The sequence below is a fragment of the Prauserella cavernicola genome (genome assembly GCF_016595675.1).
GTDB lineage: Bacteria > Actinomycetota > Actinomycetes > Mycobacteriales > Pseudonocardiaceae > Prauserella_A > Prauserella_A cavernicola.
On record NZ_JAENJH010000001.1, the window covers coordinates 624,633 to 642,718 of the forward strand.

Here is an 18,086-nt window from a genome sequence, read left to right on the forward strand (position 1 = left end):
GAAAGGACCGCCCGTGGCCGACGCACCACGCGACATCGAGCGCTTCTACTCCACCGGTGAGGTCGTGGCGAAGCTGCGCCGCCTCGCCGACGCGCTGGAGACCGAGACGCCGTTCCGGATCCAGATCGCGGGTGAGCGCATCCGCGTGCCCGCGCGCGCCGAGTTCTCCATCGAGCACGAGCGCGGCGACGGCGAGGAGGAGATCGAGTTCCAGCTCAAGTGGAAGCTCGCCGACAGCGACGGTGACAGTGACGACGACTCCGACGGCGAGTCGCCGGTCGTCTAGACCGCTCGGTCCGGTCTCCCGGTTGAGTCGCGCCGGGAGACCGGACCATCACCCACCGCATAGGTTTAACCAATTGCTTGACGGCCTGGTGCGGCGAGGCTACGGTTCCCGCATTGGTCAAACCAAACCTACACGGAGGTGGGTTTCTTGGGCGTGGACCTGTCCTACCTGGTCCGCAGCCTCGCCGAGCAGGCGACTCCCGAGCCGGACACCGGCCGGTTGCGCCTGCCCACGGAACGCGAGCTCGTGACGTCACTGGAGATCAGCAGGGGAACGCTGCGGGAACAGCTGTCGATGCTGGAGATGCTCGGCTTCCTCGACCGCACGCAGGGCCGGGGCTCCTACCTCGGCACCCCCGACGCGAGCTTCTTCCAGCTCTACTTCGACCTCTCCAGCCAGCTGGAGCACCTGAGCTCCACCCAGTTCCGCTCCGCCCGCGAGATGCTGGAGATCTCCGTCGCCGAGGCCACGGCCCGGCAGGCGACCGCCGACGACGTGGACGACCTCCGCGCTCTCGTCGACGAGATGGTGGGCGCGAGCGCCGCCGGTGACGACGACCGGGCACTCGAGGCCGACCTCGAGTTCCACCGCCGTCTCTTCCACATCGTCGACAACCCCATCTTCAGTCTGCTGCACGACGGGCTCTCGCACGTCCTGCGCAGTGAAGTGGTGGACCGGCGCCGCACCGCGGTCGAGCGCGAACCGCTCACCGAGGGCAAGACCCGCGTGATCGACACCGTCCACTACGGAATCGTCGAGGCCGTCGGGGAACGCGACGGCGAAGGCGCGCGGGTGGCGATGCGCCGCCACTTCGACGTCTGGTCCTCGCTCACCGGCACCACCTGACGCGCACCCCTCGACAACTTCCGGTCACTTCCCCACGCCCGCTCGCGGTCGCGAGCGCAGTGTCGATACCCCCTACCCGAATACCGTGTCATCCAGGAGGACATCCATGAGCGAACCCGCCGTCGTGTTCGTCGGCGCCGGGGCGATCGGCAGGCCTATGGTGAGCCGCGTGGCCGCCGCTGGCCACGCCGTCGTCGCCGTCGACCCGGTGCCCTCGGCCCGCGACTGGGCCGCCCAGCAGGGCATCCCCGCCGCCGCGAGCATCACCGACGCGCCCCGGGCCGACACGGTCGTCGTGATGGTCGCGACGCCGGAGCAGCTCGGCACCCTCGTCGACGAGGCGCTCACCGGCGACGTCGCCGGCGTGCGCTGGATCGTCATGAGCACCGTCGGACCGGACGCGGTCCGCGCCCAGGCCGCCCGGCTCAGCGCCGCGGGCGCCCGTGTGCTCGACGTGCCCGTCACCGGCGGCGTCGCCAGGGCGCGTACCGGCGAGCTGACGCTGTTCGCCGCGGGCCCCGCGGCCGAGCTCGACGCCGCACGGCCGGTGCTCGACTGCTTCGGCACCGTGCGCCCGGTGGGCGCCGAGGTCGGCGACGGCCAGGCGATCAAGGTCGTCAACCAGCACCTGTGCTCGGTGCACATCGTCGCCGCCGCGGAGGCACTCGCGCTGGCGGGCAGCCTCGGCCTCGACCGCGAGCAGGTGCTCTCACTCGTCGAACAGGGCGCCGCAGGCTCGTGGATGCTGTCCGACCGCGGCCCGCGCATGCTCGAGGGCACCGACGTGGAGGTCACCAGCACCATCGGCATCTTCGTCAAGGACAGCGCGCTGGTCGCCACCGCGGCCGGTGCCGCGGGCGCCGACACTCCCCTGCTCGGCCTCGCCCGCGAGCGCTACGACCGCGCCGCGGCCGCCGGGCTCGCCCAGCGCGACGACTCGCGCGTCATCGAGACCTACCCCGAACCAGCTTCCGGACTTGCGCGGAGGAACAACGCATGACCACCACCCCCGCGGCGCGGCGGGACAACCCCGCCAAGGTGTCCACGGCGTCGATGATCGGCACCGCGGTGGAGAGCTACGACTTCTTCATCTACGGCACCGCCTCGGCCGCCTACTTCGGCAACGTCTTCTTCCACTCCGAGAACGACCTCGTCGGCGTGCTGGCCTCGTTCGCCACGCTCGCCGTCGGCTTCTTCTTCCGCCCGCTCGGCGGCTACCTCGCCGGGCACTACGGCGACCGCCTCGGCCGCAAGAAGGTCCTGCTGTGGTCGCTGGTGATCATGGGGATCGGCACTGTCCTCATCGGAGCGCTGCCCACCTACGACCAGACGGGCATCCTCGCCCCGATCCTGTTGATCCTGCTGCGCATCCTGCAGGGCATCGGGTTCGGCGCGGAGTGGGGCGGCGCCGTGCTCATGGCGGTGGAGCACTCCCCCGAGCGCAAACGCGGGTTCTACGGCTCCGTGCCCCAGATCGGCATCCCGGCGGGCCTGCTGCTGGCCAACGGCGCGTTCCTGCTGTCGGAGGCGCTGTTCGACGGTGACTGGGCCTGGCGCATGCCGTTCCTGTTCTCGATCGTCATGATCGGGGCCGGCATGTTCATCCGCATGCGGATCTCGGAGTCGCCCGAGTTCACCGACATGAAGGAGCGCAACGAGATCCGCAAGGCTCCCGCGCTCGACGTGATCCGCCGCGACTGGCGGATCATCCTCCGCATCATGACGCTGCGGCTCGCCGAGACCGGCGGCTACTACGTGACCACCAGCTTCCTGCTGTCCTATGTGGTGCTCGCGTCGCTCACCGACAAGGAGAGCGTGCTGATCGGCACCATGGTCGGCTCGGCGCTCGGACTCGGCAGCCACCTGCTCTTCGGCGCGCTGTCCGACCGGATCGGCCGCAAACCGGTGTTCTACCTGGGTTCGGTCTTCACCATCGCGTTCGGCATCCCGATGTTCCTCATGGTCAACACCGGGGCGCTGATCATGGTGATCGTCGCCGTCGCGCTCGGCCTGCTGCTCTCGCACGACCCGATCTTCGCCGTCGAGTCGTCGTGGTTCTCCGAGCAGTTCCCCCGCGACGTGCGCTCGTCCGGGATCTCGCTCGGCTACAACGGAGCCTCGATGGTCGCCGGCCTGCTGCCGTTCCTGGCCACCGCGCTGTACGGCTGGATCGGCTGGATGGGCCCCGCCCTGCTGTTCGTCCTGCTCGGCGTCGTCTCCACCGCCGCGGCCGCCGTGACCCCGGAGACCGCCCCGGTCAAGACACAGGCCACACCGCCGCGGCCCCGCACGCCCGCCGCGGCCACCCGCTGAAAGGAAGTCCCGACACGATGACCACCACCAGGGCCGACCGGGTTCACGCGGCCGCGTACCGGATGCGCCACCACATCCTCGACATGGGCGAGGTGCAGGGCCAGGGCTACGTCGGGCAGGCGCTCGGGGTCGCCGACCTGCTCGCCGTGACCCACACCGACCAGTTGCGCCACCGCGCCGAGGACCCGGAGTGGGCCGGCCGCGACCGGTTCCTGCTCTCCACCGGCCACTACGCGATCGCCCTCTACGCCGCACTCGCCGAGGCCGGCACCCTGCCGGTGTCCGAACTGGAGACCTACGGCTCCGACGGTTCCCGGCTGCCGATGTCGGGCATGGCGTCCTACACGCCCGGCATGGAGATCTCCGGCGGCTCACTCGGCCACGGGCTCACCGTCGCCGTCGGCATGGCGCTCGGCCTGCGGTTCCAGGGCACGCGGCAGCGGATCTTCAACTTCCTCTCCGACGGCGAGCTCGACGAGGGCTCCACGTGGGAGGCCGCGATGGGCGCCGCCCACCACCAGCTGGGCCTGCTCACCGCCTTGGTCGACATGAACGCGCTACAGGCCGACGGCCCGACCGCGGGCGTGCTCGGCATCGAACCCGCCGAGCAGAAGTGGGAGGCCGCGGGCTGGTTCACGCAGCGCGTCGACGGCAACGACGTGGACTCGCTACTGGCCGCCTTCGACGCCGCGGCCGAACGCGCACAGCCCGTGGGACAGCCGTCGGTGATCCTCTGCGACACCCGCATCGGCCGGGGCGTGCCGCTACTGGAGACCCGGGAGAAGGCCCACTTCATGCGCATCGACGAACACGAGTGGCAGCTGTGCCGCGACCAGCTGACCCACGGCCACGAAGGAGCGCGCGCACAGTGACTTCCTCGACTTCCTCGACTTCCTCGACGTCCAAGACTTCCACGAAGCGCCTCACCACCTCGGCGATGATCGCCTCGTTCGCCGACCCCGGTCAGCGCACCGCGTCCGCGCCGTTCGGGCACGCGCTCGCCGCCCTCGCCGAGAGCGACGAGCGGGTCGTCGGGCTCACCGCCGACCTCGGCAAATACACCGACATGCACGTCTTCGCCCAGGCCCACCCCGAGCGGTTCTTCCAGCTGGGCATGGCGGAGCAGCTGCTGTTCGGCGCGGCGGCGGGCATGGCGGAGGTCGGGCTGGTGCCCTTCGCCTCCACCTACAGCGTGTTCGCCGCGCGGCGCGCGTACGACTTCCTGTGCCTCGACATCGCCGAGCCGAACCTCAACGTCAACATCGTCGGCGGCCTGCCAGGGCTCACCACCGGCTACGGACCCAGCCACCAGGCCACGGAGGACGTCGCGATCTTCCGCGGCATGCCGAAGCTGACCATCGTCGACCCGTGCGACTCGGTCGACATCGAGCAGGCCGTGCCGCAGCTCGCCGCAGCCGAGGGGCCGACCTACCTGCGGCTGCTGCGCGGCAAGGTGCCCACGGTGCTCGACGAGTACGACTACACGTTCCGGCTCGGCAAGGCCTCGGTGCTGCGCGGCGGCAACGACGTCGTGTTCGTCTCCAGTGGACTGATGACGATGCGCGCACTGCAGGCCGCCGACGAGCTCGCCCAGCACAACGTCGACGTCTCCGTGGTGCACACACCCACGATCAAGCCGTTCGACGCCGAGACCGTGCTGGCCGAGGTGGACAGCGACCGGCTCGTGGTGACGCTCGAGAACCACACCGTGGTCGGCGGCCTGTTCGAAACGCTGGCCTCGGCCGTGGTCTCGCGCGGGCTCGGCACGCGCGTCGTGCCCATCGCGCTGCCGGACGAGTTCCTCGACGCGGGCGCGTTGCCGACGTTGCACGAGCGCTACGGCCTGGCGACGTCGACGATCGTGGACAAGGTTCTCGGCGAGCTGGGCTAGCGGGACGCGACCTCGCCGCGCCCCGCCTCGCTCAGGCGAGCAGGCCGCGCGCGGCGAGGTTGCGCATGAGCTCGGTGACCCCGTAGCTCCACGGCGCGCACTGCTCGCTGAAACCGATCTCGTGGGTCAACGTGCCCAGCCCCGGCGCGGAGATGCGCACGACGTCGCCCTCCTTGTGCGTGAAGCCGCCGCCGGGCACACCGCGGTCGGCCACCGGCGCGAACATCGTGCCGAGCATCAGCACCACCCCGTCCGGGTACTGGTGGTGCGGGCCGATCAGCTGCTCCACCAGATCGGCCGGGTCCCTGCTGATCTCGCTGTGCGCCGACGAGCCGGACAGCATGAAGCCGTCCTCGCCCCGCACCTCCAGCGTCACCGTGGTGGAGCGGACGTCGTCGAGGCCGAACGTGGCGTCGAAGAGCCGCACGAACGGCCCGAGCACGCACGAGGCGTTGTTGTCCTTGGCCTTCGGCAGCAACAGCGCCGAGCGGCCCTCGTAGTCGCGCAGGTTGATGTCGTTACCCAGCGTCGCGCCCACGATGCGGCCCGTGGAGCTGACGAGCAGCGCGATCTCGGGCTCCGGGTTGTTCCACTCCGACGTGCGCAGCACACCCGCGCTGCTGCCGGTGCCGAGCGAGGACAGCGGCAGGGCCTTGGTGAAGATCTCGGCGTCCGGCCCGATCCCCACCTCCAGGTACTGGCTCCACTCGCCGCGCTCGACCAGCAGCTTCTTCAGGTCCGCCGCCTCGGGCGAACCGGGGCGCAGCCGCGTGAAGTCGGTGCCCACCAGCTCGCCGATCTCACGCCGGATCTCGGCGGCGGCGCCCGCGTTGCCCAGCGCGCGTTCCTCGATGAGGCGCTCCAGCATCGACACCACGAACGTCACCCCGGCGGCCTTCACCGGCTGCAGGTCCACCGGCGCGAGCAGGCGCGGCACGGCGGGGTCCTCCGGCCGCGACACCGTGTTGGCCAGCAGCTCCTCGACCGTGCCGAGCACAGCACCGTCGGTCTCCGCGAGCGCACGCGCGGGATCCTCGTGCTCGGCGAGGTCGGACACGGTGGCGAAGCGACCCGACACGTCCACGACTCCGCCGTCGCGCACGGCGACCGGCGACGGCCCGCGAGCCTCGGGGTTCCACGCCCTGCCGAGAAGCGTTCCGGCCACACCGTCATCGGGCAGCGTGGTCTCGGTGGTGATCGCGTGTGGCGGGAGGGCCATGACACCTGCTTCCGGGTCGACTGTCGAGTTGTCCGGATCAGAGCATGTCGGGCCCGTACGCCGAGATCAAGGCCGTCCCGCTCAGTGATCCAGCGCGGCGAGCTTCACCTCGAGAATCCGCCGCAGGTACTCGCGGTTGGCGGCGGCCACCGACAGCCCGTCGCCACCGTAGTGCTCGACGCACAGCGGGCCGGTGAACCCGCACGCGAGCGCGATCTCGACCGCCCTGCGGTAGCTGATCATGCCCTGCTCCATCGGTGCGGGGACCGCGAAGTAGGCCCCAGTGGCCGGGTCGAAGTCGCGGGCGTAGTTCTTGACGTGCCAGTAGTTCGCGTGTGGCAGCGTGCGCAGCAGCAGCTGCTCCCAGTCCTCGATCGGCCGGTGCAGCCGCACGAGGTTGCCGATGTCGGGGTTGAGGCCCACGGTGGGCAGGTCGATGTCGCGGCACAGCGCCACCGCGCTGTCGGCCGTGCCGAGGTAGGTGTCCTCGTACATCTCCAGCGAGATCTCGATCCCCGCGGCCGCGGCGTGCTCGCCGATGTGCCGCAGGGACTCCACGGCCTTGGCCCACGTGCGCTCGTCGCCGACGGGGTCCACCGGACCCGGCTCGGTCCAGAACCACAGTGCGGCGCGCTGGGCGGGGGTCAGCGGGCGGTGCAGTCCCACCGACACCACACCGATCCCGAGCCGCGCCGCCGCGTCGACGGTGCGCAGGGTGTAGGCGAGGTTCTCCTCGGCGACGCGCTCATCGGGGTCGATCACGCTGCGCCGGGTCACCGAGATGGCGCTGACGCCGAGTGCCGCGTCCTCCAGCACCGACGCGAGCGTGGTGAGCCCGCTGGTGTCGAGGTCACCGGGCCGCAGCCAGGTGTCGGTGAGGTCGACGTGGTCGAACCCCGCGGCCGCCACCTCCCGCAGCACCGAGGACCAGGCGCGCGCGCCCGCCTCCTGCACCACGACCCCGTCCGGGGTCACGGCCGGGAACTGCAGCAGCGCGGCGCCGATCGGCCACTCCCGCGCCGAGGGAAAGCGAGCAGCGGCTGCCAGCGCCTGTCCGGGCTCCACCAGGTTGGTCATCGTCGACTCCGAAACGTCGGTACGGGAACTCCCATATCCTATAGGATTTATCGTGGTCTCAACAAGATCAGCAGCGAGTCGCTCGGGCAAGCCCGGTACTCCGCTGGGATATCCTCACGCCGAAGCCCCCGCCAGGAGATGAGCGCCAGTGACGACCAAGCCGAAGGCCCGCACGACGACGGGATCCGTCGACCGGCGGGCGTTGCGCGACGGCGTCTACGACGCGGTGCTCGAGATGCTGCTCGACGGCACGACACCGCCGGGCAGCTCGCTGGGCATCGACTCGCTCGCCCGCGAGCTCGGGGTCTCCCCCACGCCGGTGCGCGAGGCGCTGGTGCAGATGGAGCACACCGGACTGGTCTCGCGCACGGCGCTCAAGGGCTACAAGGTCGCGCCGCCACTGGGGCCGGAGCAGATGACCGAGCTGCTCGACGCGCGCACGATGCTGGAGCTCTCCGCGGTGGAACGTGCGGCGCCCCACACCGAAACCCTGCTGCCGGACCTCAAGATCGCGCACGCGGAGCACGTGCTCAGCGCCCACCGCGTGCGCAGGCGGCAGCAGCAGCACGGGCAGGCCCCCAAGGGCTACGCGGACCTGCGCGAGTACTTCAACGCCGACTGGGAGTTCCACCTGGTGATCATCCGGGCGGCCCGCAACCGGTTCCTGCTGCAGATGGCCGAGTCGCTTAGCGCCCACGTGCACCGGCTGCGACAGAGCGCCGACCTGGGTGTCTACGACCTCGACCAGGCCGTCGCCGAGCACGCCGAGATCATCGCGGCGTTCGAGTCCCGCGACGAGCTCGCCCCGGTGGAGGCCATGCGCGCCCACCTGGCCGGCGTCGCGGAGCGCTCGGTCGAGCAGGCCTGACCTCCGCCTCTGGCCGGAATCCGATCTTGCCTTCCCCTGGCCGATGTCCTACCGTCACCCTGCATATCAAATAGGATCTTGGATATCCACTGATCAGGGCTGCTCTGCCCTGCAGGAAGGCTGACGATGAAGTCACCACTGCGCACCTCGTGCTGCCTCGCACTGGTCGCCGTGCTGCTGTCGTCCTGCTCGGTGCTCTCGGTGAAGCCACCGGTGCCACCGGACTGGACGCCCCGCGGCTCGGTGCCCGTGATGGTCGCGATGGCCCCCGGCGGCGGCAGCGACCGCTCCGCCCGCGTCATCGCCCAGACCCTCAACGAGCTCGACCTCGGATTCGACGCCAACGTCGAGAACAAGGACGGCGGCTCCGGCGCCGTCGGCTGGGCCACGTTCATGTCCGAGGAGGGCAACGGCAACACGCTGCTGATCGCCGAGACCGCGCTCAACACGCTTCCCCTCGTGTACGAGGACGTGCCGTTCACCTACAAGAGCTTCACGCCGCTGGTCATGTTCGCGAAGGACTCGCGGATGGTGGTGGCACGCAAGGACGCTCCGTACAACACGTGCCCCGAGCTGGTCGAGGCCAGCGCCGACCACCGCGTGATCGCGGGCTCCAGCGGCCGCACCGGCGCCGACGCGCTCGTGACCGGCGAGCTCGAGAAGGCGGGCGGGACGTTCGACATCGTGCCCTACGGCTCCACCGGCGAGGTGCTCACCGGCCTGCTCGGCGGCCAGATCGAGGTGGCGCCCGCGAGCGCGGCCTCGGCGAAGCCGTACCTGGAGAGCGGTGACTTCAAGGCGCTCTGCACGCTCAGCGAGGACCGCTACGAGGACCCGGTGCTGGCCGACGTGCCCACCGCGATCGAGCAGGGCATGGACGCCACGGTGGTCATGTGGCGCGGCGTGTTCGGCGCGGGCGACATCGCCGACGTCCAGCGGCGGTACTGGATCGACAAGATCGAAGAGGGCATGCGGTCGCAGACCTACCGCGACTACCTCGAGGCCGACATGCTCATCCCCGCGAACCTCAGCGGCGAGGAGTTCGCCTCCTACCTGGACGACTACGACGCCCGGATGCGGGAGGTCTTCTGATGAGCTCCCCCGTCCCCGCCGTCCCGCGCCGTCCCGTCACGCTCGCCTACGGGGTCATCGCCGCGCTCGGCGCCGCGTTCTGCGTCGGTTCGTTCGCCTACGACTGGTCCAATGAGGACGGCAGCATTGGCTCGGCCGTGCTGCCCAGGGTCACCGGCCTGCTGCTGCTCCTCGTCGGGCTCTGGCTCGTGCGCCAGGAGCTCCGCGGCGGGTCCGTTCGCGAAGGCGACGGCCTCGTCGTCGCCGACGAGGACCACTCGCCCGACGAGGCGAGGCACATCCGGCGCAAGCTCGTCACGGTGGTGGCCACGATGGTGGTGACCGCGCTGGTGATCCCGATTCTCGGGCTGCTGCTCTCGCTGACGTTGATGACGTTGTTCCTCACCGCCGTCGTGGAGAAGCAGAGCCTGCTTCGCTCGTTGCTCGTGTCGGCCATGACCTTCGGCGTCTCGTACCTGATCTTCGTGGCGCTGCTGCGCATTCCCCTGCCGCTCGGTCTGCTCGACCCCGCCGTCTGGAGCGTGCTGTGATCGAGAACCTGCAGATCGGCTTCGAGGCGGCGCTCTCGGCCGAGAACGTGCTGTGGTGCTTCGTCGGCGTGCTGCTCGGCACGATCATCGGCATCCTGCCCGGGCTGGGCTCGGCCACGGGTGTCGCGATCCTGATCCCGGTGACGCTGACGTTCTCGCCGCTCACGGCACTGATCATGCTCGCCGGCATCTATCACGGCGCGCAGTTCGGTGCGACGATCACGGCGATCCTCATCGCCACGCCCGGCGAGGCGTCGTCGGTGATCAGCACCCTCGACGGCTACCAGATGGCCCGCAAGGGCCGAGCCGGGCCCGCGCTGGCGATCTCGGCGCTCGGCGCGTTCGTGTCGGCGATGGTCTCGCTGGTCGCGTTGATGGCCGTGGCACCGTTCTTCGCGCATCTGGCACTGGACTTCGGGCCACCCGAGATGCTGGCGATCATGATCCTCGGCCTGTGCACGATCGTCGTGTTCTCCGGCCGGAATCTCCCGCTCGGCCTCGCGATGGGCCTGATCGGCGTACTCATCGCGTGCATCGGTGTCGACGTCGGCAGCGGCACGGCCCGCTACACGTTCGGCTCCGTGGAGCTCTTCGGCGGGGTGCCGTTCGTGGAGGTGATGATCGGCCTGTTCGCCATCGGCGAGCTACTGAACCAGCTCCACCTCGGCATGGCCGCCCCGATCAAGGCGCGGTTCCGCGACCTGCTGCTGACCAAGCAGGACCTCAAGCGCGCCACGGCGCCCACCGCGCGGGGCACGGTGATCGGCTTTCTGCTGGGCTGCCTGCCCGGCGCGGGTACCACGCTCGCGTCATTCATGGCCTACGGCGCGGAGAAGACCTTCTCGCGCAACCGCAAGAAGCTCGGCACCGGCGCGATCGAGGGCGTGGTGGCGCCCGACGCGGCCACCAACGCCGCGTCCAACGCCAACTTCATCCCCACGCTCGCGCTCGGTGTGCCCGGCGGGGCGACGACGGCGGTGCTGCTCGGCGCGTTCCTCGTCTACGGCATCCAGCCGGGGCCGCTGCTGTTCGAGAACCAGCCGGAGCTCGTGTGGGGCCTGCTGGTGTCGTTCTTCATCGGCAACGTGCTGCTGCTCGTGCTGAACCTGCCGCTGGCACCGGTCTTCGCGCAGCTGCTGCGCATCCGCTACGCCTTCATGTACCCGCTCATCATCGTCACGAGCCTGCTGGGCGCGTACTCGGTGAAGAACAGCATGTTCAGCGTCTGGGTCGTGATCATCTTCGGGCTCGTCGGCTACGCCATGAAGCGCCTGAACTTCCCGATGGCGCCACTGGTGCTGGGCCTGGTGATCGGGCCGCTGTTCGAGAAGGCGCTCGTGCAGACGTCGGTGCTGGCGGGCGACGACGGGTTCGCGGTGCTCGCCACCCCCGCCACGTTGACCATCCTCGTCCTCGCCGCGACGCTCGTCACGAGCCCACTGTGGCGCGGGCGCCTGCGCCGCCGCACCCCGAACGCCCCGGAGCAGGGGAAAGCCAAGGACCACGCCGAGAAAGGGAGCCATGAGTAACTCCGTCACCCGACCCCGCATCGCGGTCACGCTCGGAGATCCCGCGGGTGTCGGCGGTGAGCTGGTCGCCAAGCTGCTGTCCGACCCGCAGACCGCCGCCCGCGCCGACCTCGTACTGATCTCCGACGAGGCCGAACTGGCCGTCGCGGGCGCCGACGCGGGCGTGCCCATCGACTACGCCGCCGCCGGCGCGGACTCCGACGGCAGGCCGCGCCTGCACCACACGTGCGCGCGCAGGCCCGGCGAGTTCGAACGCCGGGTCGCCACCGAGGCGGGCGGGCGCTGGGCGCTGGACAACCTCGAGATCGCACTCGGCCTGGCCAAGGCGGGCGAGGTGGACGCCATCCTGTTCGCTCCGCTGAACAAGACGTCGCTGCACCTGGCCGGGATGCAGGAGCAGGACGAGCTGCGCTGGTTCGAGGACTACCTCGAGGAGACCGGGTTCACCTCCGAGCTCAACGTCCTGCCCGGCCTGTGGACGGCACGCGTCACGTCGCACGTTTCCATCGCGCGCGTCGACGAGGGCATCACGCGCGACAACGTCACGGCCGCGGCGCACCTGCTGCATCGCGTGCTGCACGAGTCGGACATCGCCGCGCCACGGATCGGCGTGTGCGCGCTGAACCCGCACGCGGGCGAGAACGGCAGCTTCGGCAGGCACGAGCTCGACATCATCGGCCCCGCTGTGGCGGACCTGCGGGCCGAGGGCCTCGACGTGTCGGGCCCGTTCCCGTCGGACACGATCTTCCTGCGCCGGGAGGAGTTCGACGGGATCCTGACGATGTATCACGACCAGGGCCAGATCGCGATGAAGCTGCTCGGCTTCGACGGCGGCGTCACGGTGGCCGGTGGCCTGCGCATCCCGATCTGCACGCCCGCGCACGGCACCGCGTTCGACGTCGTGGGCAAGGGCGTGGCCAACACCGGCTCCATCCGCAACGCCTTCGATCTCGCGGTGCGCATCGCGGGCAAGCGAGCTCTCGCCGCGTCGTCGTAGTCGTAGCTCAGGTGGCCCGGCGCGCCCGCGCCGGGCCACCGCAGCGGCGGTAGCATCCGGACGAGTGAGCTCTGGTGTCGCGGAGGTCGTCGCACTCGCGGCCCTGCTGGCAGTGCTGGTCTTCGCGGTGGTGCGGCCCCTGCGGGTCTCGGAGTCCGTCGTGGCGATACCCGCTGCCGGGCTCGTGCTCGCCGTCGGAGCGATCTCCGTGCCCGACGCGCTGAACGAGCTCGGCCGGCTGGCACCGGTGGTGGGTTTCCTCGCCGCGGTGCTGGTGCTGGGCAGGCTCTGTGAGGACGCGGGCCTGTTCCGCGCGGCGGGGTCCTGGCTCGCCCGTGCCGGAGCGGGACGGCCCCAGGTTCTGCTGCTGGGCGTGTTCGGCATCGCCACGGCGACCACCGCGCTGCTCAGCCTCGACGCGACGGTCGTGCTGCTGACGCCGGCCGTGCTCGCGATGGCCCGCAGGCTGCGGGTGCCCGCCTCGCCCCACACGCACGCGTGCGCGCACCTGGCCAACTCGGCGTCGCTGCTGCTCCCCGTGTCGAACCTGACCAACCTGCTCGCGCTGTCGGCGTCCGGGGTGTCGTTCCTGCGGTTCACGGCGCTGATGGCGCTGCCGACGGTGCTGGTGGTGGCCGCCGAGTACGTACTGCTGCGGCGGTTCTTCGCTCGCGACCTCGCCGTCGCGCCCACCCCGGCGCCCGAGGACCACGAGCCGCGGGTGCCCACGTTCGTGCTCGTGGTGCTCGCCGGCACCCTCGCGGGTTTCGCGGGCACGTCGCTGCTCGGCTGGAGCCCCGCGTGGGCGGCACTGGCCGGGGTCGTGGTGCTCGGAGTGCGGTCCCTGCGGCTGCGGCAGAGCACTGTGTCCGGGCTCGCGCGCTCGGTGGGCGTGCCGTTCCTCGTGTTCGTGCTGGCCCTGGGCGTGATCGTGCGCGCCGTCGTGGACAACGGCCTCGGCGAGGCGGCCGGCACCCTGCTGCCGGACGGGACGTCGCTGCCCGCGCTGCTGGGACTGGCGGTGGTGGCGGCGGTGCTGGCCAACCTGGTCAACAACCTGCCCGCGGTGCTCATGCTGCTGCCGCTCGTCGCCTCGGGCGGCACCGGAGCCGTGCTGGCCGTGCTGGTCGGCGTGAACATCGGCCCGAACCTGACCTACGTCGGTTCGCTGGCGACCCTGCTGTGGCGGCGGGTGCTGCACGAACACGACGTTCCGCCCCGGCTCCGCACGTTCAGCGTGCTGGGAGCGCTGACGGTGCCGGTGACGCTGGTGCTGGCCGTGGTGGGGCTGTGGGCGTCCCTGCGCGTGATCGGGTAGCGGCGTCCGCTGTGTCCATTGTGGACACCGGTCAGTGCTTGAGGCCGACCCCGGCGAGCAGGCCGGTCCTGGCCGGATCGCCGTTCACGACGCCGTCGGGGCGCCACTGGTCCAGCCACACCACGCCGGGCTCCACGATCTCGAAGTCGCCGAATAGTGCGGTGACCTCGGCGTTGCTGCGCAGCGCGCCCTTGTGGGTGGCCTGCTTGTTGTAGTTCTCGCGGACCTTCCGGAACGAGTCCTCCTTGTCGGAGGCGGCGGCGTCGACGCTGCCGTGCGAGAGGACCAGCATGCTGCCGGGGGCGAGCTTGTCGCGGTAGAAGGCCAACGGGCGTTCGGGGTGCTGCTCGTCGGGCATGAAGTGCAGCAACGCCACGGCCAGCAGGCAGACCGGCTGCGACGGGTCGATCAGGTCCTCGTCGAGGATGGCGCGCCACAGGTCGGGGCCGTCGAAGTAGTCGGCCGCGATGGCGCGGTGGCGCTCGGGGTCGGCGGTGTCCTCGAGCAGGATCTGCGCGTGCGCGTGCGCGATGGGCTCGTTGTCGATGTAGACGACCCGCGTCTCCTCCGGCGCGGCCTCGTCGGCGACCTCGTGCACGTTGCCCTGTGTCGGCAGACCGCTGCCGATGTCGACGAACTGCCGGATGCCCAGGTCGATCGCGTAGCGCACCGCCCTGCCCAGGAACCGCCGGTTGGCCCGCGCCGACTCCCGGATCCCGGGGGCGAGGCTGAGCTGCTGCTCGGCGAACTCCCTGTCCACGGCGTAGTTCGTGGTCCCGCCGAGCAGGTAGTCGTAGATCCGGCCCGCGCTGGGGCGCTCCAGGTCAGGTGGGGGCGTGGCGTTCGGCACGCCCCCACCCTACCCACGGCCCCCAATCGCGAGTCCCCCGCTCCAGCCCGCGAGTCCCCCGCTCCAGCACGCGAGTCCCCCGCTCCAGCACGCGAGTTCCCCGCGCGGGAGCACGAGTTGCCCGTACCGGTTCGCCCCCCGTGGCGCTCTGATTGTCGAAACGGCGGCGATCCAGGATCACCGAGGGCCGTGGCGGACACGGCAGGTTGGCGGGCTCGGCTCGCCCCAGCACGCGGACCCACAGCTCGCAGGCGCGCAGCGCGTACCCCTCCGAACGCACGACTCGCGGTCCCGGGTGCACGACTCGCGAGCGTGAGCGGGAACTCGCGCACCCGAGCGCACCACTCGCGCGCCTGAGCGGGGGACTCGCGCGCCTGAGCGCGGGACTCGCCAACCGGAGCGCACCACTCGCGCACCCGAGCGCACCGCTCAGGCGCCCGAGCGGGGAACTCGCGCGCCCGGGCGGGGGACTCGCGCGCCCGAGCGGGGGACTCGCGGGTTAGGGGGTGAGGATGGCTCGGCCTCGGATTTTGCCCGCTTCCAGGTCGTCCAGGGCGTCCTGGAAGCGGGTGAGCGGGTACTTCACCGTGTGCAGGCGCACGCGGCCCTGCGCCGCGAGCACCATGAGCTCGCACAGATCGGTGTACGAGCCCACCAGGTTGCCGATGAAGTTGATCTCCGCGGAGATCACGTCGATGGTCGGCACGTTGATGTTCTCGCCGTAACCGACGACGTGGTAGTCGCCCGCCCTGCGCAGCATCGCCACGCCGTCGGCGGTCGCGCCGCCCTCGCCGACGAAGTCCAGCACCACCTCGGCGCCCTCCCCGCCGGTGAGACCGAGCACCTCGTCGATGTGGCCGCCGTCGGCCACGACACCGTGGTCGGCTCCGATCGACACGGCGAGCTTCACCGCGTCGGCGTTGCGGTCCACCACGACGAGCTCCGCCGCCGTGAGTGCCTTCAGCACCTGGATGCCGATGTGGCCGAGCCCGCCCGCGCCGATCACGACGCACCGGTCCCCCGGCCGCAGCCTGCGGGCCGCCTTCGCCGCCGCGTGGTAGGCCGTGAGCCCGGCGTCGGCCAGCGCGGCGACGTCGGCGGGCTCGAGTGAGTCGTCGATGCGCACCACGCTGCGCGCCGAGGTCCGCAGGTACTCCGCGTAGCCGCCGTGGGTGTCGATGCCCGGGAAGTCGGACTGTGCACAGTGGACGTCATCACCGGCGCGGCAGGCCCGGCACAGGCCGCACGTGACGAGCGGGTGCACGATCACCTTGTCCCCCTCGGCCACGTTGGTGACCGCACTGCCGACGGCGTGCACCCAGCCCGCGTTCTCGTGCCCGATCGTGTAGGGCAGCGTCACGCCCGACTTCTCCGCCCACTGCCCCTCGAGGATGTGGATGTCGGTGCGGCAGACGCCCGCACCGCCGATCTTGACGATCACGTCGTGCGGGCCGCTCACCTCGGGGGCGGGCACGTCGGCCAGCTCGAGGTTCCTGCCGTAGCCGACGACCTGTACTGCCTTCATGATGCGTTCGTCCTCACTGTGCGGGAGACGTGCTCCGGCGACTGGTCCGCGCCGGAGTCGGGGTATCGGGTGCGGAGCAGCCCGCGGCAGAAGTGCGCGTTGCCATCGATGGAGATGCGGATCGAGCGCGCGAACCGCAGGCGCAGCGGCACTTCCTCGCGCGGGTAGGGCCTGCCCGCGTCGTCGACCAGCACCGGCTCGCCGGGCCCGGTGCGCAGCCCGAGCGCGCCGCGCCGCCGCAGCAGCCCCTCGGTCTGCGCTCCCTCCGGCAGGTCGGCGAGGGTGACGTCGTGCAGGTCCGTCTCGGACAACTCCGGGTCGGCCCGCAGCAGCCGCGTCAGCGCGCGTTCCATCGCCGCGGTGTGGGCCTTGCGGCGGAAGGTCAGCCGCAGTTCGTCGAGGTCCTGGCCGGCCTCGGCTCCGAACGTGCCGCGGTAGCCCGCGTCGTCGGCGAGCCCGCGGTTGATCAGTTCGGAGTCGTGGTGGTCGTCGAGCAGCACTGCGACCTCGTCCGCACCGGGCAAAGCGGCGAGGGCGTCCTTGGCGTCGGACGCCATCAGGTATGCGAAGTTCGGCGCGCAGAACGACGTCGGCAGTCGCAGGTGGACGGTCACGCGGGTGCCGTCGATCTCCAGCGACCGGACGAACCCGAGGTCGGTGATGGGCTCGTCGAGCTCGGGGTCGACCACGGTGTGCAGGGCGGCTCGGGCCTGGTCGTGGGTGAGCATCACGCCACCGCCACGGCCTGCGGCTCCTCCCGGGGCAGCCGCAGCTCGTCGGGGACGTCGAGGTCGTACATCGCGGCGGCATTGAGCCCCAGGATCTTCTTCTTCTGCGCCACGGTGAGCGGCGCGTACTCGGTCATGTCCTCGGGGATCTGGAAGTCCACGAACATCTCGACCAGCCAGCGCGGTGTCCACAGCGCGTAGTCGCTCGAGAACTGGATGCGGTCCTCGTCGAGCCAGTACAGCAATTCGCCGATGATCTGCGCGAAGTAGCGCGGCCGCGTGTGCATGAACGGGATGGCCACCGCCAGTCCCGCGTGCACGTTCGGCTCCTGCGTGGCGATCCAGCAGAAGTCCTCCAGCCGCGGCAGGCCGCAGTGCTCGACCACGAAGTTCAGGTCGGTGAAGTCGGTGGCGGCCTTATCGACGTCGGCGACGTCGAACGCGTCGCGGTCGAGCGGCCGGATCGTCGGTCCCTTGTGGATGTGGATGTTGCGGATGCCGAGTTCCTGGCACGCCTCGAAGTAGCGGTAGGTCCACGGGTCGTCGAGCTTGTAGCCGCGCGAGTCGCCACGCCATTCGGCGGTGTAGAGCTTGACGCCCTTGAGCCCGAACCTCTCGGCGTCACGGCGCAGCTGGTCGAGTCCGGCCTGTTCGAGGCGCGGGTCGAAGCAGTGGTTGTACGTGAGCTTGTCCGGGTGCTCGCTCGCGAGCGCGAACGCCTCCTCGGTCTGCCCGAAACCGTTGCGGTAGAAGGCTCCGAGGTGCGCGGGCTGGAAGATGGCGTGGTCCACGTACCCGTCGGTGAAGAGGTCCTTCAGCAGGCGTTCGCCGCCCTGGTACAGGTACTCCTCGTAGGTCCACCGCTCGGATTCGGGGCTCAGGTTGCGGTGGTAGTCGTAGAAGCAGTCGATGAACTGCTTGCCGTGGATGTTGAGCTGGTTCTCCGGCCGCGCGTCCCACAGGGCTACGTGCGCGTCCACGATGTAGTAGTTCTCGCCATCCTTGCTGTACATGTGA

Annotated in this window: 18 protein-coding genes; 12 read left to right on the plus strand and 6 right to left on the minus strand. The window is 70.6% G+C overall.

Features of this window, described 5'->3' with window-relative positions; translation table 11 throughout:
* Nucleotides 1-13: 13 nt before the first annotated feature.
* The 6 genes from JHE00_RS03020 (at nt 14) to JHE00_RS03045 (ending at nt 5,336) form a co-directional block, all read left to right on the plus strand.
* On the plus strand, nt 14-286 hold the full coding sequence (locus JHE00_RS03020; protein WP_200314483.1) for an amphi-Trp domain-containing protein: 273 nt from the start codon (nt 14-16) through the stop codon (nt 284-286).
* A gap of 153 nt (nt 287-439) precedes the next feature.
* Complete coding sequence (locus JHE00_RS03025; protein WP_307831837.1) at nt 440-1,132, plus strand: FadR/GntR family transcriptional regulator; 693 nt, start codon at nt 440-442, stop codon at nt 1,130-1,132.
* Nucleotides 1,133-1,238: 106 nt separating this feature from the next.
* Nucleotides 1,239-2,132, plus strand: coding sequence for an NAD(P)-dependent oxidoreductase (locus JHE00_RS03030; RefSeq protein ID WP_200314487.1), 894 nt, complete (start codon nt 1,239-1,241; stop codon nt 2,130-2,132).
* Nucleotides 2,129-3,445: an MFS transporter gene (locus tag JHE00_RS03035; RefSeq protein WP_200314489.1), complete on the plus strand. Its 1,317-nt coding sequence runs from the start codon at nt 2,129-2,131 to the stop codon at nt 3,443-3,445. The genes JHE00_RS03030 and JHE00_RS03035 overlap by 4 nt, the downstream gene beginning before the upstream one ends.
* A 17-nt stretch (nt 3,446-3,462) precedes the next feature.
* Nucleotides 3,463-4,317 carry a transketolase gene (locus JHE00_RS03040; protein ID WP_200314491.1) on the plus strand — a complete coding sequence of 285 codons (855 nt, stop codon included), beginning with the start codon at nt 3,463-3,465 and terminating at the stop codon, nt 4,315-4,317.
* Nucleotides 4,314-5,336, plus strand: coding sequence for a transketolase family protein (locus tag JHE00_RS03045; protein ID WP_307831792.1), 1,023 nt, complete (start codon nt 4,314-4,316; stop codon nt 5,334-5,336). The genes JHE00_RS03040 and JHE00_RS03045 overlap by 4 nt, the downstream gene beginning before the upstream one ends.
* Nucleotides 5,337-5,367: 31 nt before the next feature.
* On the opposite strand, the gene JHE00_RS03050 is transcribed toward JHE00_RS03045, so the two are convergent.
* Both JHE00_RS03050 and JHE00_RS03055 read right to left on the minus strand, forming a co-directional pair.
* Nucleotides 5,368-6,555 carry a fumarylacetoacetate hydrolase family protein gene (locus JHE00_RS03050; protein ID WP_200314493.1) on the minus strand — a complete coding sequence of 396 codons (1,188 nt, stop codon included), beginning with the start codon at nt 6,553-6,555 and terminating at the stop codon, nt 5,368-5,370.
* 81 nt (nt 6,556-6,636) lie between these two features.
* On the minus strand, nt 6,637-7,632 hold the full coding sequence (locus JHE00_RS03055) for a sugar phosphate isomerase/epimerase family protein (protein ID WP_200314495.1): 996 nt from the start codon (nt 7,630-7,632) through the stop codon (nt 6,637-6,639).
* A 148-nt stretch (nt 7,633-7,780) separates the two neighbouring features.
* On the opposite strand from JHE00_RS03055, the gene JHE00_RS03060 reads away from it, so the two are divergent.
* The 6 genes from JHE00_RS03060 to JHE00_RS03085 all read left to right on the plus strand — a co-directional run bounded on the left by JHE00_RS03060 (nt 7,781) and on the right by JHE00_RS03085 (nt 13,966).
* Nucleotides 7,781-8,500 (plus strand): GntR family transcriptional regulator, encoded by a 720-nt coding sequence (locus JHE00_RS03060; RefSeq protein ID WP_200314497.1) that lies wholly within the window; start codon nt 7,781-7,783, stop codon nt 8,498-8,500.
* 126 nt (nt 8,501-8,626) lie between these two features.
* On the plus strand, nt 8,627-9,592 hold the full coding sequence (locus JHE00_RS03065; RefSeq protein ID WP_200314499.1) for a tripartite tricarboxylate transporter substrate binding protein: 966 nt from the start codon (nt 8,627-8,629) through the stop codon (nt 9,590-9,592).
* A complete protein-coding gene (locus JHE00_RS03070; protein ID WP_200314501.1) occupies nt 9,592-10,122 on the plus strand; it encodes a tripartite tricarboxylate transporter TctB family protein in 531 nt (176 codons plus the stop codon). The genes JHE00_RS03065 and JHE00_RS03070 overlap by 1 nt, the downstream gene beginning before the upstream one ends.
* Nucleotides 10,119-11,651, plus strand: a complete 1,533-nt coding sequence (locus JHE00_RS03075) for a tripartite tricarboxylate transporter permease (RefSeq protein WP_200314503.1) — start codon at nt 10,119-10,121, stop codon at nt 11,649-11,651. The genes JHE00_RS03070 and JHE00_RS03075 overlap by 4 nt, the downstream gene beginning before the upstream one ends.
* Nucleotides 11,644-12,648 carry a 4-hydroxythreonine-4-phosphate dehydrogenase PdxA gene (locus tag JHE00_RS03080; protein WP_200314505.1) on the plus strand — a complete coding sequence of 335 codons (1,005 nt, stop codon included), beginning with the start codon at nt 11,644-11,646 and terminating at the stop codon, nt 12,646-12,648. Before JHE00_RS03075 ends, JHE00_RS03080 begins: the two co-directional genes overlap by 8 nt.
* A gap of 64 nt (nt 12,649-12,712) precedes the next feature.
* Complete coding sequence (locus JHE00_RS03085; RefSeq protein WP_200314507.1) at nt 12,713-13,966, plus strand: SLC13 family permease; 1,254 nt, start codon at nt 12,713-12,715, stop codon at nt 13,964-13,966.
* Nucleotides 13,967-13,997: 31 nt separating this feature from the next.
* On the opposite strand, the gene JHE00_RS03090 is transcribed toward JHE00_RS03085, so the two are convergent.
* The 4 genes from JHE00_RS03090 to JHE00_RS03105 all read right to left on the minus strand — a co-directional run bounded on the left by JHE00_RS03090 (nt 13,998) and on the right by JHE00_RS03105 (nt 18,082).
* Complete coding sequence (locus JHE00_RS03090; protein ID WP_200314508.1) at nt 13,998-14,816, minus strand: SAM-dependent methyltransferase; 819 nt, start codon at nt 14,814-14,816, stop codon at nt 13,998-14,000.
* Between the two features lie 499 nt (nt 14,817-15,315).
* On the minus strand, nt 15,316-16,341 hold the full coding sequence (locus tag JHE00_RS03095) for an NAD(P)-dependent alcohol dehydrogenase (RefSeq protein ID WP_200314509.1): 1,026 nt from the start codon (nt 16,339-16,341) through the stop codon (nt 15,316-15,318).
* Entirely contained in the window at nt 16,338-17,069 is a 732-nt protein-coding gene (locus JHE00_RS03100; protein WP_200314510.1) for an iron-sulfur cluster assembly protein, read from the minus strand. Before JHE00_RS03100 ends, JHE00_RS03095 begins: the two co-directional genes overlap by 4 nt.
* The gene (locus JHE00_RS03105) at nt 17,069-18,082 is read right to left on the minus strand and encodes an amidohydrolase family protein (protein WP_200314511.1); all 1,014 of its coding nucleotides are present in this window, start codon (nt 18,080-18,082) and stop codon (nt 17,069-17,071) included. The genes JHE00_RS03100 and JHE00_RS03105 overlap by 1 nt, the downstream gene beginning before the upstream one ends.
* Nucleotides 18,083-18,086 lie beyond the last annotated feature (4 nt).